This is a genomic window from Bacillus sp. FSL L8-0654 (genome assembly GCF_038629965.1).
In the GTDB taxonomy this organism is placed as follows: Bacteria; Bacillota; Bacilli; order Bacillales; family Bacillaceae; genus Bacillus; species Bacillus safensis.
Genome location: NZ_CP152026.1, coordinates 512,886 through 529,179 on the forward strand (window position 1 = coordinate 512,886; position 16,294 = coordinate 529,179).

Here is a 16,294-nt window from a genome sequence, read left to right on the forward strand (position 1 = left end):
TTATTTGCTCTCATTCTCTTCCTGAAAAGCATGAAGAGGTGAGTGTTCATAACGTGCACGCAGTTCGCGGATCTGTTTGATGAGGGTGGAGCCGATCGTTTTTTCGGCTTCATCATACAAAGGATCAAGGGCTTTCATCCATTTTTGCTTTTCAGCTGGCGTCAATTCATGAATGGCAATCGGCGATTCACGTTTAATGTCCTCCAGCTGTTCTTTGTTCATCTGTTCTGCATGCTTTTCATTCCAAGCCGTTGTTTCTTCCATGGCTTCAAGTAAAATTCGCTTCGTTTCGGGTGTCTGGCGGTCAAAGAAAGATTGATCTGTTAAGACCACATAGCCTAAATACCCGTGATTGCTGATCGTCATATAGTCTTGTATATGATAGAATTTTTTTGAATAAATATTTGAAATGGTATTTTCTTCACCGTCTACTTTTTTGGTTTCTAATAGCTGAAACGTTGAATTAAATGATTCCTGATAGGGCTTTGCGCCAAGGAGTTTGAATTGTTTTTCAATCATGTCGCTTTGCATAATGCGGAGAGACTGGTTTTTTAAATCAGCCGGCTGTTTGATTGGCCCTTTATTAGAGGTAATTTGCTTAAAGCCATTTGTCCAATAAGCCATTCCCTTTAACCCATCTTTTTGCAGCGTGCCAAACAACCTTTGTCCAATTGCACCTTGCAGGCCTTCTTGAACCGCATTGTAATTTGAAAAAGCAAAGGGAAGATCAAGTGCCAGCCACTCAGGGGACAGCATGCCGAGCTTCGAGGTAGACGGAGCAATAAATTGAACTTGATTCTCTTTGAGTGCATTTATTTCTTCAATATCAGAATAAAGGCTTCCGTTGGAGAAAATTTGAATGCTGATCTTTCCATCGGATTTTTCGTGCACGAGCTCAGCAAATTTCTTTGCGGCAAGTCCTTTAGGTGTATTGTCTGCCACGACATGGCTGAATTTGAACACAAGCTGGTCCTTCAGCCCTGTCTGTTCATCATCAAAGGTTGTGGCTGATTTTGGCATCATATGATAAAAACCAAAGTATAAAGCGGTTACAAAACCGATCATGAGCAATAGTGTATAAGCGAGTAAATTCTTCATGCGTCAGATCCCCCTTATGTCAAGCATACTTGACAGAGGAAGAATCCGTAAAGATACAGGTGAAAAAATGATGAGAAATCGATTGAAATTACAACAATTATCTATTAGATGGAAGCTTACCATCCTCACATATTTCGTTGTCATTTTCGCCCTTTTAATCGGAGGAATTGTCCTTGTTGGGGGAATTCAGCAGACAGAGGAACGGGAGCTTCGAAAAAGACTCATGAACACGGCGAGAACCGTGGCTGAGATGAATGAGGTGAAGCAGGCGTTAGCTGATCAGACAAAGGATCGTGATCAATTACAGCATGCAATCGAAGAGATTCGGATTATTCAAGACGCTGACTATATTGTCGTGATGGATATGGATCATGTGAGATTAACGCATCCAGTGAAAACGAGGATTGGCCAGCGCTCAGAAGGAACTGATGAAGAGCCGGCTTTTGCAGAGCATATTTATTTCTCAGAAGCAGAGGGAGAGCTTGGAACAGCCATCAGAGCTTTTTATCCAGTCAAGGATGATCAATTTAATCAAACAGGGGTTGTGCTTGTAGGAAGAACTCTACCAAGTATGGCAGATATATTAGGAGAAATGAAGCAGGATATCCTCATGATCCTCCTGCTGACGCTCAGCTTTGGGCTTGTGGGTTCATTTTTGCTCGCCCGTCATATTAAACAGCAAATGTTTAAGCTGGAGCCGCATGAGATTGTCAGAATGCTAGAGGAACGCACTGCAACCTTTCACTCTATTAATGAAGGGGTCATCGCCATTGATAATCAGCACATGATCACCATTTTTAATGAGAAGGCGAAGCAGATTTTTGGCGTAACAGGTGATGTCGTGGGCCGGAATATTTGGGGTGTGCTGTCTGATACGAGACTTCCTGAGATTATTGATCGCGCAGAACCCGTCTACAATGAAGAAATTCATATGAGCGGAAAGCGGATCATGAGCAGCCGGATTCCGATTGTCATGAAAAAGAAGATCATCGGAGCGGTCGCCATTTTTCAGGACCGGACAGAAGCAGCAAAATTGGCGGAGGAGCTCACAGGGGTTAAGAACTTTGTGGACGGTTTGCGGGTGCAAAACCATGAACATATGAATAAGCTTCATACGATTGCCGGGCTGATTCAGCTTGGTAAAGCCGATCAGGCGCTCGATCTAGCCTTTCAAACGACAGAGGAGCAGGAACATGTGACGGACTTTCTTCATCGCGTCATAGAGCATGATGCTGTCGCAGGGTTATTGATGAGCAAAATCAGAAGGGGCAAGGAGCTTGGCATCATGGTCGAAGTAGATGAACATAGCTGTCTGCGTGATTTCCCTGAACGGCTTGATCAGCATGATATGACAAAGCTGCTCGGAAATCTCATTGAGAACGCCTTTGCTTCGTATGATACTGTAGAAAGAGACACAAAAGTCATTTCCATTAGTATCGATCAAACGGAGGATGTTCTCGCAATTTTAATTGAAGACAATGGATCCGGGATCGAAGAAGAAATGATTCCTTCTATTTTCGATAAAGGCTTCACACATGGCAAAGAGGGCGGAACAGGCTATGGCCTGTATATTGTAAAAACGATTATCGACAAAGGGATGGGAAATGTAGAGGTCACATCAAGCATCGGCATTGGTACCACCTTCTCAATCGAATTCCCAATGACCATAGAGGAGAGAGACAGATGACTCAGATTAAGGTGCTGTTAATTGAAGATGACCCGATGGTGCAAGAAGTGAATAAAGAGTTCATTATGAGTGTTCCTGGCTTTCAAGTAGCAGCTGTCGCTGGGAACGGGGAGCAGGGCATCCAGCTGATCAAAGAAATTCGTCCAGACCTCGTGGTACTTGATGTCTATATGCCAAAAAAGGATGGCGTCAAAACGCTGCAAGACATCAGAAAACAGAAGATGAAAGTGGACGTGATTGTCATTTCAGCAGCGAAGGACAAAGAGACCATCGGCATCATGCTTCAAAATGGTGCGCGGGATTATATTATTAAACCATTCAAATTTGAACGAATGAAAGAATCACTTGAAAGCTATAAGGCGTTTAAATCAAAAATCCAAACTGCAGCAGAATTCTCTCAGGAGATGCTCGATGATATCATACGAAAGCCTGCTGTTAAGCAGGAAGATACTTGGCTTCCTAAAGGGCTGAATGTGCATACGATGAACGAAATTAAAGCGTATATGGGCTTGCAGGAAGGCGCGAAGTCTGCAGAAGAAGTCGCCAATGCACTTGGCATTGCCCGCGTCACGGCACGCCGGTATTTAGACTTCCTCGTAAAAGAAGGCGAGCTGAAATTAGATATGCAATATGGTGGGGTAGGACGGCCTGTGAATAAATATATCGTACATTCTGACTAAGAGACCAAAAAGACCAAAATGTACGATATGTCCATAAGCTTCACAGCCTTTGATGAAATCGCTATCATTTATCTACAGATAATAGTTAAGCGTTTACATCAAAGGGTGAGGGAGTTGATTTTTTATGAAAAGGATTTTGAAGAACCTGACATTTCAGGTAATTGCAGCTGTCATTATCGGGATCATTGTCGGTATGGTTTGGCCAAACGTCGGAAAAGAAATGAAGCCGCTTGGTGACACCTTTATCAATGCCGTTAAAATGGTCATTGCACCAATTATTTTCTTAACCATTGTTCTTGGTATTGCCAAGATGGGTGATATGAAAAAGGTTGGGAAAGTTGGGGGAAAAGCATTTATTTATTTTGAAGTTGTCACGACACTTGCTCTAGTCATCGGTCTTTTTGTGGTGAATATCATGAAGCCAGGTGCAGGTCTTGACTATAGCAAGCTTGAAAAAGGGGACGTTTCACAGTATACCCAAAATGGGGGACAGGGTATCGACTGGATGGAATTCGTCACACACATCGTTCCTTCTAACATGGTAGACGCCTTTGCGAAGGGTGATATTTTACAGGTCTTATTCTTCTCTATTCTATTCGGTGTCGCGCTCGCTGCTCTTGGCGAGAAGGGGAAAGGCATCATCGAATGGCTTGATAAGCTGTCACTTGTTTTCTTTAAAATCATTGGTTATATCATGCGTGCTGCGCCTCTTGGTGCATTTGGGGCGATGGCTTATACGATCGGACACTTTGGTTTGGCATCGATTAAACCGCTGGCGAGTCTGATGCTCTCCGTTTATTTGACCATGTTCTTGTTCATTTTCGTTGTACTGAACATCATTTGTAAAATGTATGGCTTCAGCCTGCTCGGTTATCTGCGGTTTATCAAGGATGAAATTTTAATTGTACTTGGCACAAGTTCTTCAGAATCCGTGCTGCCAAGAATGATGGATAAAATGGAACGCTACGGGTGCTCTAAGTCTGTTGTCGGTCTTGTCATTCCAACAGGTTATTCCTTTAACCTAGACGGAACTTCAATCTATTTATCAATGGCTGTCGTCTTCTTGGCGCAAGTGTTTGGTGTAGACCTGTCGATCGGTCAGCAGATCACTATTATCCTTGTTCTGATGCTTACATCAAAGGGAGCTGCTGGGGTGACAGGAAGCGGATTTATCGTGCTTGCATCTACTCTTGCGGCATTACAGGTCATTCCGTTAGAGGGTCTAGCACTGCTGCTTGGGGTTGACCGCTTCATGAGTGAAGGAAGAGCGATTACAAACCTCATTGGAAATGGCATCGCAACAATTGTTGTCGCGAAGAGTGAAGGTGAATTTGACGAAGCGAAGAGCAAAACAGCACTTCAGGAAATGCGGAATATGAAGCAGGCTGTTTAGTATAAAAACAACCAAAAACCGAAACCTTATGTTCTACATGGGTTCGGTTTTTTTGTGTAAAAAAGAAAAACCAATAAAATTAATTCAAATCGTAAGACCTCTTTGACCTTTTATTATATAATTTACAGAAAGATCCGATATAATGTATATCAGATACGATGAAAAATAGACTTTAGTCCTGGCAGGTGTGTAACGTAATGACGGCATTTTTAAAATTGTTCGAAAAACCCGGTGTTAAGCGGTTTTCAGTATTTGTAGTATTAGCTACAGCATTATATCTATTAAGAGGAATGATGAATTTAATTCTTTTGACCTTCATTTTCACCTTTTTGATGAATCGGTTGGAAGAGGTCATTAGAGGCTTTTTAAATCGCTTCCTGAAAATAGGACAGAAATCGGTCATTACCATTTTGTATATTCTTCTGGCTGGTGGATTGACATTTGGCGGATTCGTTTTTGTACCAATCATCGCCAAACAGGTAGAGCAGCTATTCCATTTAGGAAAGAAAATTGCAGATCACCCACAAGATTTACCCTTCTTTGACGTCATCACGAACGTATTCGGAGATTTCAAAATATCAGCTTTCTTTGAGAAAGGGTTTAATTTCCTCTATACATACATAACCGATTTCAGCACGTTCAGTATCCAGGTCATTATGTCCTTAATATTAAGCATGTTCTTCCTGTTCGAAAAAGAACGCCTCATTCAATTCATGAACAAGTTCAAAACGAGTAAAATCTCCGTATTCTATCATGAAATTGCCTTCTTTGGACGTAAATTTTCCCGAACGTTTGGAAAAGTACTCGAAGCACAGTTTATTATTGCAACCGTTAATTGTGTGCTAACGACCATTGCGCTAGGCATTATGGGCTTCCCGCAGTTATTTGGATTAGCGGTCATGGTCTTTTTGCTAGGATTAATCCCAGTAGCGGGTGTGGTTATCTCTCTTATTCCACTCAGCATCATTGCGTATACACTCGGAGGCGGAATGTATGTCCTGTATATTGTGCTGGTGATTGTGATTATCCATGCTATTGAAGCATACTTCTTGAATCCGAAGCTCATGTCAGCTAAAACAGAACTCCCTATTTTCTTCACGTTTATTGTGCTGATCTTCTCTGAACACTATATTGGCATTTGGGGACTTATTATCGGTATCCCAATCTTTGTGTTTATTTTAGATATTCTTGAAGTGACAAATAGGGAAGAAAGTAATTAAAAAGTTCATATGAACCTGTTTACAATTTTCTAAAAATAAGGTATAAATGGTATGAAAATATCATATTACCACACGCTTAATCCTTCTAAAGGAATGGGGGACCCATGTTTTTGGGGTGAATTTTTCTTATCTGAGAAAAAAGGACATCTCTTCGTCCTAACCCGTCAGCTAACCTCATCAGCGTGAAGAGAGTAGACAGTGGTACACGTATGGACACGCAGGCCCACGAGAAGACTCTCTCGTGGGCTTTTTGACGAGGAAGGGGAGATTTTATTGAAGCTGGCGACGAAAATTATTATTGCCTTGTTTGTAGGTGCAATCACAGGATTGCTGCTCAACCTTTTTGCTCCAAATGTATTCAAAGTGTTAGACCCTTATTTATTTACACCTCTAGGTCAAATCTTCTTAAACCTGATTAAAATGCTTGTTGTGCCCATTGTATTCTTTTCGATCACGCTCGGTGTAGCAGGCCTTGGCGATCCGAAGAAGCTAGGCAGAATCGGCGCAAAAACCATTACTTATTTCCTGCTCACTACGACTTTTGCCATCATTATTGGCATCTCATTAGCCTTATTGATCAAGCCGGGAGCCTTCGGCGATTTTGATACAAAAGCGGCTGATTATTCCGCAGAGGAAGCCCCATCAATGGCAGAAACACTACTCAACATTATTCCAACCAATCCAGTCCAATCGCTAGTTGAAGGAGATATGCTTCAAATTATCGTCTTCTGTGTATTTTTAGGTCTTGGCATAGCCATGCTTGGTAAAAAAACGGAAGGCTTGCTGAAGCTGTTTGAACAAGGAAATGAATTAATGATGTATCTTGTCGGTGTTGTGATGAAATTTGCACCGTACGGGACATTCGGTTTGATTGCAACGGCAATCGGCAGTCAGGGGCTGGATGCCATGAAAGCGATGGGACTTTACTTCTCGGTCGTGTTAATTGCGCTTATCCTGCATTTCTTCCTGACATATGGATCAACCATTGCTATCTTAGCTAAACGAAATCCAATGGCATTCTTTAAAGGATTTTCACCAGCGATGGTTGTTGCGTTTAGTACATCAAGCAGTAATGCAGTACTGCCGGTATCAATGGAAACAGCGCAAAAGCGTTTAAAGGTGCCAGAGCCGATTTCAAGCTTTGTGCAGCCGCTGGGTGCAACCATTAATATGGATGGCACAGCCATTATGCAAGGTGTTGCGACCATTTTTATCGCTCAAGTGTATGGGGTTGAACTGACGCTTGTTCAAATGCTGACGGTTGTCTTAACAGCTGTTTTAGCAAGTATCGGTACAGCAGGTGTCCCAGGGGTAGGGCTCATCATGCTGGCCATGGTGTTAAATTCCGTGAATCTTCCTGTTGAGGGAATAGCGCTGATCCTTGGCATAGACCGCTTATTAGATATGGCAAGAACCGTAGTTAATATTACAGGTGACGCAGCATGTGCGGTCATTGTTTCTGAAACTGAAAAGAAACACGAGAAAGAAGCACCGACACCTAACTTATCACTGTAATAAGCAAGAAGGACTGGCTGGATCAGTCCTTTTTTTCATGGATTGATTTGTCTCGCGTGATATACTTTTTACAGGATGAGCTGTCATAACTGCCGTCACAGGCTTTTCAGAAGGAGGAACCACTTTGCAGTCTGCTGTTTTAAAAGTAGAGAAAGTCGATAAACAAATTGGCCGGAAAATGATCTTGCAGGATATTTCTATAGATATTGGGCAAGGAGAAATTGTTGGATTACTTGGACCCAATGGGTCTGGAAAAACAACTTTGATTCGATTGATCGTTGGCTTGATGAAAAAAAACAATGGCAACATCATGATCAATGGATATTCACAAGATGAGGATTTTCTTAAGGCGATGTCATCTGTTGGTGCGATCATAGAAAACCCAGAATTTTATTCGTATTTAACAGGCTTTGAAAACCTTGAAATGTATGCAGCGATGCACGATGGCGTGACGGAGGAACGCATTCAGGAAGTGGTGGAAAGAGTTCGTCTGGAGGATGCCATTCATCAGAAGGTCAAGACGTATTCACTAGGGATGAAACAAAGGCTTGGGATTGCACAAGCTATTTTGCATCGGCCGAACCTGCTCATTTTAGACGAACCGACAAATGGACTGGACCCTGCAGGAATGAAGGAATTCCGGGAGCACTTACAAATGCTTGTAAAGGAAGAAGGAACCTCGGTGTTATTTGCGACGCATTTATTGCATGAGGTAGAGGAGCTATGTGACCGAATGATTATCATTCAAAAGGGACAGATCAAAGCTAGTACTCATCTCCGGGATATGGAGGGGAAAGAGCAGGTGCTGATGAATATTCAGCCAGTAGAAAAGGCGGTCTCATGGCTTGACGCACACGACTATACATATGAACGAAATGGAGCGCGTGTACTGCTTCAACTGAACAAAGAACGTGTGCCAGAGCTGAACAAACAGCTTGTGCTGGCGGGGTTTGATGTACTTGAAATGATGCCTCAAAAGCAGTCAATTGAAGAGGCATTTATGAAATGGACGGAAGGCGGGACGACAGATGCTTAACCTCATCAAGAATGAGCATAAGAAAATCATGAAGAAAAAGATCACATTCATTGCTCTTTTATTGATCGTTGTATTTCAACTGGCCATGGCCCTAACCTTGAAACGAGTCATATCAAGCTTTGGTGGACAAGACACAGTCGCGAACTATTTTGCTTATTCCACGAACGTCGTGTTTATTTTGCAGGTACTTGCTGTTGTTATTGGCGCGACCTTGATCTCAACAGAGTTTCAGAAAAGGACGATCAAGTTTCTATTGATCCGGCCAAAAACAAGACTGCACATTTTTCTGTCAAAATACATCACACTTGTGCTGACAGTCATTTATTTGTTTGTTTTTTATTATGTTTTGGCTTTTCTATTTGGTCTTATTTTCTTCGGTACTGATTTTGATGAAAGAACGGGGCAATTATTTCAGCATACGTTTGCCGTCATTGGATCTCAGTGGGTGGAAGTGATCATGATGGCAAGCTTTGCTTTTATGTGTTCCAGTTTGTTTAGAAACAGTCTTGTTGCCCTTGTGACCTCGTTTTTTGTTTTATATGCGGCGAAATCACTTGTACCGATCATGTCTCTCTTAGAAAATCAGTGGGGGAAAATCCTCCTTTTCGCGAATACGGACTTTACTCAGTACAGCTTTCAAGGACCGCCGCCTTTTCATGGGATGAGCATTTTGTTTTCTCTATTTATAGTAGGGGCGCATTTTGTTTTCTTTATTGGATCGGCTTGGATTCTTTTTTGGAAACGTGATGTAAATGTGTAAAAATTGTGTCAAATAACAAGAAAAATTCGTGACATCTTTGTGAAAACGAGTCTGTATTTCACGATAACCGGCTGATTTTGTCTTATAATAAGAGGGAGTCATGGAGGTGGCACTATCGTGAAAAATTTCATTACGGCTTTACCAATTTTGTTGCTGCTGTCGTTTTCGTTTGTGTCTTTTGCCTTCCAGTTTGATCACCTTGTTTATTTCAGACTAGCGCTGGGGATCTTTTCGTTAGCGGGTCTTTTCTTTCTGTATACACTTAAAAGAAACATGAAATGGTTCATGGTCTATTTATATGCGAGCTGGATCGTTCTTGCTGCCGTCACGACATTTGAGGAACCAGTCTTTTCTCAATTTTTCTTCGGTGGTTTAACGATGACAATGGGTTATCTCACATATATGCTCATTTATTTAGGAATGAAGCAGGACCGTGTAGCGAAAGCAAATTAAAACAAAAGCCGATAAAATCGAATAACAGATTTTATCGGCTTTTTTATTTTGTTGAAGCAGACAAAAAGAGCAGTCAGTGATGACTGCTCCTCTAATAGTTATGATTCACGCCCAGCAGCTGCAAGCTGCTTCTGGTGTTTTTTGTCGATGGTTTCGTAAATACTTTCCATCATTTGAGGATCGCGCATGATGGCCTTTTTGTTCTCTTCAATCAATTGCTGATAGGTTTTAATTTTCTTCTTAGACATGTGACTTATCGCTCCCTTATTAGAATGGACGTCTATAGGATTTCACATAGATGAAATTGATAATCATTTTCAATTAGCAACTCCATTATACAAAGACAAATGTCAGAAGTAAAGATTCAATTCAGAAAATTCACGTAACCGACATATTCCAAGCTCGTTCGACGCTGCATTCTTTCCCAGGAAATAATTTTGTCATGACTTGTCGTAAGTAAAACATCAATTTGAAACGTTTTGGCTGTGCAGCTCGTCTTATGAAGAGATTTAAAAAGAAAAAAGACATCAGCAAGAGTTTGCTGATGTCCTTCGTTTCATCAATTAAGAAACGTGCTCTTGAAGAAATTCTGTCACTTCTTCAGGCGATTTTGCGTTTGCACTGTGTAAATGACCTGTTTTTTCACCATTTTTGAAAATTAACAGGCTTGGAATGCCCATTACCTGATACGTTTCAGCTAATTCTGGGAAATCATCTTTATTTATTTCAAACCATTCATGGTGAGCATAAGCTTCTAGGATGTCTGGAATGAACATGTCCATTCTTGTGCAGTCAGGACACCATGTTGCAAAGAATTTAACGATGACTTCTTTGTCTGATTGAATCATTTCATTGAATTGTTCAGTACTTGTGATTTTTTTCAATTTGTCACAACTCCTTTTCAATGTCATTTTAATATAAAATAAAGGCGAATGACATACAAATGCTCGGGAGGCGCTTACAACCTTTACAAATCATTTCAATTACGTAACAACAAAAATTAATTAGAGCATTTTTGCTTGAAAGTGATAAGATAGTAAAGATGAATTTTAGTGGGGGGAGTATCCATTGAAAATAAGTTTAGGATTGATTTACGGCGGAAAGTCAGCCGAACATAATGTATCACTGCAAACAGCCCTTGCAGTTACAAAAGCACTTAACACTGAGAAGTTCGATATACATCCAATTTATATTACAGAAGAGGGTGAATGGTTAAGAGGAGAAAAACTCACTGAACCAGTATCAAACGTCAAAATGCTTCAATTTGAACAGAACGCAAAGACGTTTTTACCAACTTCTTTAAATGAAAGCATGTTTCCACAGCCTGCATCGGCTGATGAGAAAATTGATGTTGTCTTCCCGTTGCTGCACGGACCAAATGGAGAAGATGGCACAATGCAAGGATTACTTGAACTGTTAAATATCCCGTATGTCGGCAACGGCGTTCTCGCGTCTGCCGCGGGTATGGATAAAGTCATGATGAAAGATGTTTTTGCACAAGCAGGACTTGCACAAGCAAAGCACCTTTCTTTCAATAAAAAAGACTACGAGAAAGCGACACCAGACAGCTTAGAACAGGTGGAAAAAGTACTGGGCTATCCATGCTTTGTGAAACCTGCCAACATGGGATCAAGTGTTGGAATTAGCAAATGCCGCAGCAAAGAAGAACTGCAGACTGCATTTGACCTCGCTTTCCAATATGATCGTCGTGTGGTCGTAGAAGAAGGCGTCGTTGGAAGAGAAATCGAGATTGGTGTATTAGGGAATGATGAGCCGAAATGCTCTGTCGTTGGTGAGATTGCGCCTAAAACAGATTTTTATGATTACAAAGCAAAATATGAAGACGGCGATACAGATTTGATCATTCCGGCGAGTGTGTCAGAGGATGAATATAAGACGATTCATGACATGGCAATTAAGGCATTTAAAGCCCTCGATGGATCTGGTCTCGTACGTGCAGACTTCTTCCTTACAGAAAAAGGTGAAGTGTTGATCAATGAAGTGAATACAATGCCTGGATTCACACCATTTAGTATGTTCCCATTACTTTGGAAGCACACTGGTGTAGAGTATCCAGAGTTAATTGAAAAGCTGGTGTCACTTGCAATTGAACGCCATCAAGAAAAACAAACCATTAAAACAACTTTTTAATGTGAGCAGCAAGCAGACACTATCCTTAGGTAGTGTCTCTTTTCCTTCAAACGTGAAATGAGAAAGAGAGGCGAAAAATCATGATCAAACGTACAGTGAAACAAATCGCCCAAATGGCTGGTGGAACCCTATCTAATCAAGCTTTTGGCGAAGAACAGATTCACGGAGTGACAACAGATACACGAAAAGTATCAAACGGCGCCCTGTTTATCCCGCTTATCGGAGAACATTTTAATGGTCACACATTTGCTTCGAAAGCAGTGGAGCTTGGAGCATCAGCTGTTCTTTGGAATCAAAAAGAAGCCAATCCGCCAGAAGGCGTTCCGGTAATTCTTGTAGAGGATACACTAGCTGCCCTTCAACAGCTGGCGAAATCATACTTAAAAGAAGAAAACCCTCGTGTTGTCGGTATTACAGGAAGTAATGGGAAAACCACAACGAAAGATATGATTCATTCCGTCTTGCAAACAGCGTATCGAGTTCATAAAACAAACGGTAACTTTAATAATCATATCGGTCTTCCGCTCACCATTCTTGCAATGCCAGAAGGAACCGATATTGCGGTTTTGGAGATGGGCATGAGTGCAAAAGGCGAAATCGAATTTTTATCAGATCTGGCTGAGCCTGATGCGGCAGTCATCACAAATATCGGGGAATCACATATGCAAGATTTAGGATCAAGAGAAGCCATTGCTGATGCAAAATGTGAGATCGTAAAAGGATTAAAAGAAGACGGCATCTTTTATTACTTAGGTGATGAGCCTTTGCTTCGCGAAAGAGCAAGTTCACTTTCTCAGCGTGTGAAAACCTTTGGAGAAGCAGAGGACTGTGATATCAAGGTAACGCACATCAACCAGCTTGCAGAAGGAACAGAATTTCAGGTCGAAGGGTATGCCCAAGGTTTTCTCATTCCTGTATTAGGGAAACATAATGTGAAGAATGCACTTGCTGCTATTGCTATAGGCCAGCATTTTGGGCTGAATGAAAGACAAATTGCCCAAGGACTGATGCAAACGAAGTTGACGGGGATGCGTCTTGAGCTGATTAAAACAGACAAAGGAATCACTGTCATCAATGATGCATATAATGCAAGTCCTACTTCTATGAAAGCAGCCATTGATCTTGTGGGAGATATGGACGGCTTCGCCAATCGTATTCTTGTACTTGGAGATATGCTCGAAATGGGCAGCGAAGAAGAAACGTATCATTATGAATTAGGCCGTTACATCAAGCCAGAATTTATTGATCATGTCATGACGTATGGCCGTCTAGGTGCATTCATTGCTGAAGGAGCGAAAAAATCATTCGGGGCTGAGCACGTCTTCTCCTTTATGGACAAAGAGGACCTGAAGAAAAAACTAGCTGAAGTGGCAGGGCCTGACGATGTTGTGCTTGTCAAAGCCTCACGCGGTATGAAATTGGAAGAAGTCATTACTGCACTATAAAAGTGAGAAGGTGACAGAATGATTGGCTGTTTATGTATCCACGGTTTTACTGGTGCCCCTTATGAAGTAGAACCGCTGGCGCAATATTTAAAACAGGCGGCAGATTGGAATGTGCAGTCTGTTACGCTTCCGGGGCATGGAGAGGAGCTTCAGTTAAAAGGCATTCTTTATCAAGAATGGATAGCGACAGCTGAACTCGAACTTCTATCCCTTTATCGAACTTGTGACACCATGTATTTGATCGGCTTTTCTATGGGCGGAATGATTGCTTCTTATTTAGCAGCGAAGTACCCAGTTGCCCGTCTCGTCCTATTAAGTGCTGCGGCTAAATATGTGAACCCAAAACAAATGATGCAAGACACAAGGCAGATGGTAAAGGAGTCCCTGTCTGGGTTAATTGATACAAACCCTTTGTATGATCGATATCGTCATAAGCTCACAAGCACGCCGCTGTCAGCTGCGATAGAATTTATGAAGCTGGTAAAGCAAACGAAGAATTCGCTTGAGAAGCTTCATCTGCCTGTGTTAATTGTTCAAGGTGAAAGCGACGGAATTGTGCCCGCTTCAAGTGCAGAATTTATTTATCATAAAGTCCCGTCTCGCCAGAAAGAAATGTTTTATTTGCCCGATTGTAAACATCATGTTTGTCATGAGCCATGTGCCCAGCAATTGTTTGAGAAAGTAGAACATTTTTTAAAAAAAGCAATTTAATCTATAGAAAAGCTAAAATGTGGCTAAACTAATATAAATTGAATCCCACTTGTTAAAATTTGCATCATTTTTGTCGAATGAGTGACAGGCATATGGTACAATAGGAAAGAAAAGGTGGTTGATTCGGTTGTTTCAATATGACGGAAAAACCTTTGTCCCGCAGTCTAATTCGAGTAACGGAGAAGTATCAGCAGGAACCATATTTCAATATCGTCAGGACGGGAATATATTAACGGGCACATATCAAGGCGGCAGTATTATATCTGGCGTACTTGTAGGAACTGTGAATGAGGATGGAACACTTCATTTTAGATATCACCATGTAAGCAAGGACGGCAGCATGAGAAGCGGGACTTGCAATTCCACTCCAAAGCAGCTGGATAACGGAAAAATTCAACTGTTTGAAAAGTGGAAATGGATGGACGGAGATCAAAGTGAAGGTGAATCTGTCATTGTAGAACAGTAGATATATCCATTTCTGTCTTGTTGAAAAACAAATAGGGTAATGGTAAGATATAAGGTAGGGTAATTCGGGCTTTGTATATAATGGACCTGTCCTTTCGGAAAAGGGCAGTTTTTAATGATCATTCACGAGATTACTGAAACAGCAATTAGAAGGAGTTTGAATAATTTGACTATAACGTTTCAAGATTTTCAATTAAGCGAAAGTCTCATGAAAGCTATTAACCGCATGGGATTTGAAGAAGCAACACCGATTCAAGCGGAAACAATTCCTCTCGGTCTTCAGAATAAAGATGTCATTGGACAAGCACAAACAGGTACAGGAAAAACTGCAGCATTTGGTATTCCTCTTGTAGAAAAAATTGACCCAGCTTCTCCAAACATCCAAGCGATTATCATTGCGCCAACAAGAGAATTAGCGATTCAAGTATCTGAAGAGCTATATAAAATCGGCCAAGACAAGCGTGCGCGCGTACTTCCGATTTACGGTGGACAAGATATCGGCCGCCAAATCCGTTCGCTCAAGAAAAATCCTCATATCATCGTAGGGACTCCAGGACGTTTACTCGATCACATTAACCGTCGTACAATGCGTCTTCAAAATGTTGAAACAGTTGTGCTTGATGAAGCAGACGAAATGTTAAACATGGGTTTCATTGAAGACATTGAATCGATCCTTTCAAATGTACCAAGTGAACACCAAACACTTTTATTCTCTGCGACAATGCCTGCACCAATTAAGCGCATTGCAGAGCGTTTTATGACAAACCCAGAACACGTAAAAGTAAAAGCGAAAGAAATGACAGTCTCTAACATCCAACAGTTCTACTTGGATATTCACGAGCGTAAAAAGTTTGATACATTGACTCGTCTTCTTGACATTCAATCACCTGAGCTTTCAATTGTCTTCGGCCGTACGAAACGCCGTGTTGACGAATTGACTGAAGCACTTAACCTTAGAGGTTATACAGCTGAAGGAATTCATGGTGACCTGACTCAAGCAAAACGTATGGTTGCGCTTCGTAAATTCAAAGAAGGTTCAATCGATGTGCTTGTAGCAACAGACGTTGCAGCACGTGGACTTGATATCTCAGGCGTCACACACGTGTATAACTTTGACGTACCGCAAGATCCAGAAAGCTACGTTCACCGTATTGGACGTACTGGACGTGCTGGACGTACAGGTATGGCGATGACATTCATCACACCACGTGAAAAAGATATGCTTCGTGCGATTGAGCAAACGACTAAACGTAAAATGGATCGTATGAAAGAACCAACACTAGATGAGGCAATCGAAGGACAACAGCAAGTAACCATTGATCGTCTGCGTACAATCATCAGTGAAAACAACTTGAACTTCTACATGACAGCTGCTGCTGAATTGCTGGAAGATCATGATTCTGTGACAGTGGTTGCGGCTGCCATCAAAATGATGACAAAAGAGCCGGATGCAACGCCTGTTCGTTTGACAGATGAAGCACCAATGATTTCAAAACGCAATCGTAACAACCGCAGCTCTTCTAAACGTAGAGACGGTGGCGGCGGAGGCGGCTATCGCGGGAAAGGCCGTTCATCTTACGGTGATAAAAAGCGTTCTTCAAATGACCGCAATCGTTCTTCTAACGATCGTCGTCAAAAGAAATCTTATAACAACTAACATACAAGAGCGAATCCTTTGCA

General features: G+C 41.6%; 16 protein-coding genes and 1 riboswitch. Of the genes, 13 read left to right on the plus strand and 3 right to left on the minus strand.

Features of this window, described 5'->3' with window-relative positions; genetic code table 11:
- Window positions 1-1,098, minus strand: coding sequence for a DctP family TRAP transporter solute-binding subunit (locus tag MHH65_RS02445; protein ID WP_268414468.1), 1,098 nt, complete (start codon window positions 1,096-1,098; stop codon window positions 1-3).
- An 82-nt stretch (window positions 1,099-1,180) separates the two neighbouring features.
- Between MHH65_RS02445 and MHH65_RS02450 the strand changes: the two genes are divergently transcribed.
- The 8 genes from MHH65_RS02450 (at window position 1,181) to MHH65_RS02485 (ending at window position 9,842) form a co-directional block, all read left to right on the plus strand.
- On the plus strand, window positions 1,181-2,785 hold the full coding sequence (locus MHH65_RS02450) for a sensor histidine kinase (protein WP_024425372.1): 1,605 nt from the start codon (window positions 1,181-1,183) through the stop codon (window positions 2,783-2,785).
- The gene (locus tag MHH65_RS02455) at window positions 2,782-3,465 is read left to right on the plus strand and encodes a response regulator (RefSeq protein WP_268414467.1); all 684 of its coding nucleotides are present in this window, start codon (window positions 2,782-2,784) and stop codon (window positions 3,463-3,465) included. Before MHH65_RS02450 ends, MHH65_RS02455 begins: the two co-directional genes overlap by 4 nt.
- Window positions 3,466-3,589: 124 nt before the next feature.
- Window positions 3,590-4,858: a C4-dicarboxylate transporter DctP gene (dctP, locus tag MHH65_RS02460; protein ID WP_224427123.1), complete on the plus strand. Its 1,269-nt coding sequence runs from the start codon at window positions 3,590-3,592 to the stop codon at window positions 4,856-4,858.
- Between the two features lie 197 nt (window positions 4,859-5,055).
- Window positions 5,056-6,078: an AI-2E family transporter gene (locus MHH65_RS02465; RefSeq protein WP_024425375.1), complete on the plus strand. Its 1,023-nt coding sequence runs from the start codon at window positions 5,056-5,058 to the stop codon at window positions 6,076-6,078.
- 63 nt (window positions 6,079-6,141) lie between these two features.
- A riboswitch (cyclic di-AMP (ydaO/yuaA leader) is annotated at window positions 6,142-6,275 on the plus strand.
- 76 nt (window positions 6,276-6,351) lie between these two features.
- Window positions 6,352-7,593: a dicarboxylate/amino acid:cation symporter gene (locus tag MHH65_RS02470; protein ID WP_024425376.1), complete on the plus strand. Its 1,242-nt coding sequence runs from the start codon at window positions 6,352-6,354 to the stop codon at window positions 7,591-7,593.
- 124 nt (window positions 7,594-7,717) lie between these two features.
- Window positions 7,718-8,629, plus strand: a complete 912-nt coding sequence (locus MHH65_RS02475) for an ABC transporter ATP-binding protein (protein WP_025093589.1) — start codon at window positions 7,718-7,720, stop codon at window positions 8,627-8,629.
- Entirely contained in the window at window positions 8,622-9,389 is a 768-nt protein-coding gene (locus MHH65_RS02480; RefSeq protein WP_024427365.1) for an ABC transporter permease, read from the plus strand. Before MHH65_RS02475 ends, MHH65_RS02480 begins: the two co-directional genes overlap by 8 nt.
- Window positions 9,390-9,506: 117 nt before the next feature.
- Window positions 9,507-9,842, plus strand: a complete 336-nt coding sequence (locus tag MHH65_RS02485) for a hypothetical protein (protein WP_024427366.1) — start codon at window positions 9,507-9,509, stop codon at window positions 9,840-9,842.
- Between the two features lie 98 nt (window positions 9,843-9,940).
- Here MHH65_RS02485 and fbpB read toward each other — a convergent pair whose 3' ends face one another.
- Entirely contained in the window at window positions 9,941-10,090 is a 150-nt protein-coding gene (gene fbpB / locus MHH65_RS02490; RefSeq protein WP_065215285.1) for a Fur-regulated basic protein FbpB, read from the minus strand.
- Between the two features lie 315 nt (window positions 10,091-10,405).
- Complete coding sequence (locus MHH65_RS02495) at window positions 10,406-10,726, minus strand: thioredoxin family protein (protein WP_034283964.1); 321 nt, start codon at window positions 10,724-10,726, stop codon at window positions 10,406-10,408.
- Between the two features lie 184 nt (window positions 10,727-10,910).
- Between MHH65_RS02495 and MHH65_RS02500 the strand changes: the two genes are divergently transcribed.
- The 5 genes from MHH65_RS02500 to MHH65_RS02520 all read left to right on the plus strand — a co-directional run bounded on the left by MHH65_RS02500 (window position 10,911) and on the right by MHH65_RS02520 (window position 16,271).
- Window positions 10,911-11,993, plus strand: a complete 1,083-nt coding sequence (locus MHH65_RS02500; RefSeq protein WP_041107469.1) for a D-alanine--D-alanine ligase — start codon at window positions 10,911-10,913, stop codon at window positions 11,991-11,993.
- Window positions 11,994-12,073: 80 nt separating this feature from the next.
- Complete coding sequence (murF, locus tag MHH65_RS02505; protein ID WP_070326711.1) at window positions 12,074-13,438, plus strand: UDP-N-acetylmuramoyl-tripeptide--D-alanyl-D-alanine ligase; 1,365 nt, start codon at window positions 12,074-12,076, stop codon at window positions 13,436-13,438.
- Between the two features lie 18 nt (window positions 13,439-13,456).
- Window positions 13,457-14,149, plus strand: a complete 693-nt coding sequence (locus MHH65_RS02510) for an alpha/beta fold hydrolase (protein ID WP_061110634.1) — start codon at window positions 13,457-13,459, stop codon at window positions 14,147-14,149.
- A gap of 127 nt (window positions 14,150-14,276) precedes the next feature.
- Complete coding sequence (locus tag MHH65_RS02515) at window positions 14,277-14,615, plus strand: glutamate synthase (protein WP_034283957.1); 339 nt, start codon at window positions 14,277-14,279, stop codon at window positions 14,613-14,615.
- Between the two features lie 165 nt (window positions 14,616-14,780).
- Window positions 14,781-16,271 (plus strand): DEAD/DEAH box helicase, encoded by a 1,491-nt coding sequence (locus tag MHH65_RS02520; RefSeq protein ID WP_061110633.1) that lies wholly within the window; start codon window positions 14,781-14,783, stop codon window positions 16,269-16,271.
- Window positions 16,272-16,294: the final 23 nt, after the last annotated feature.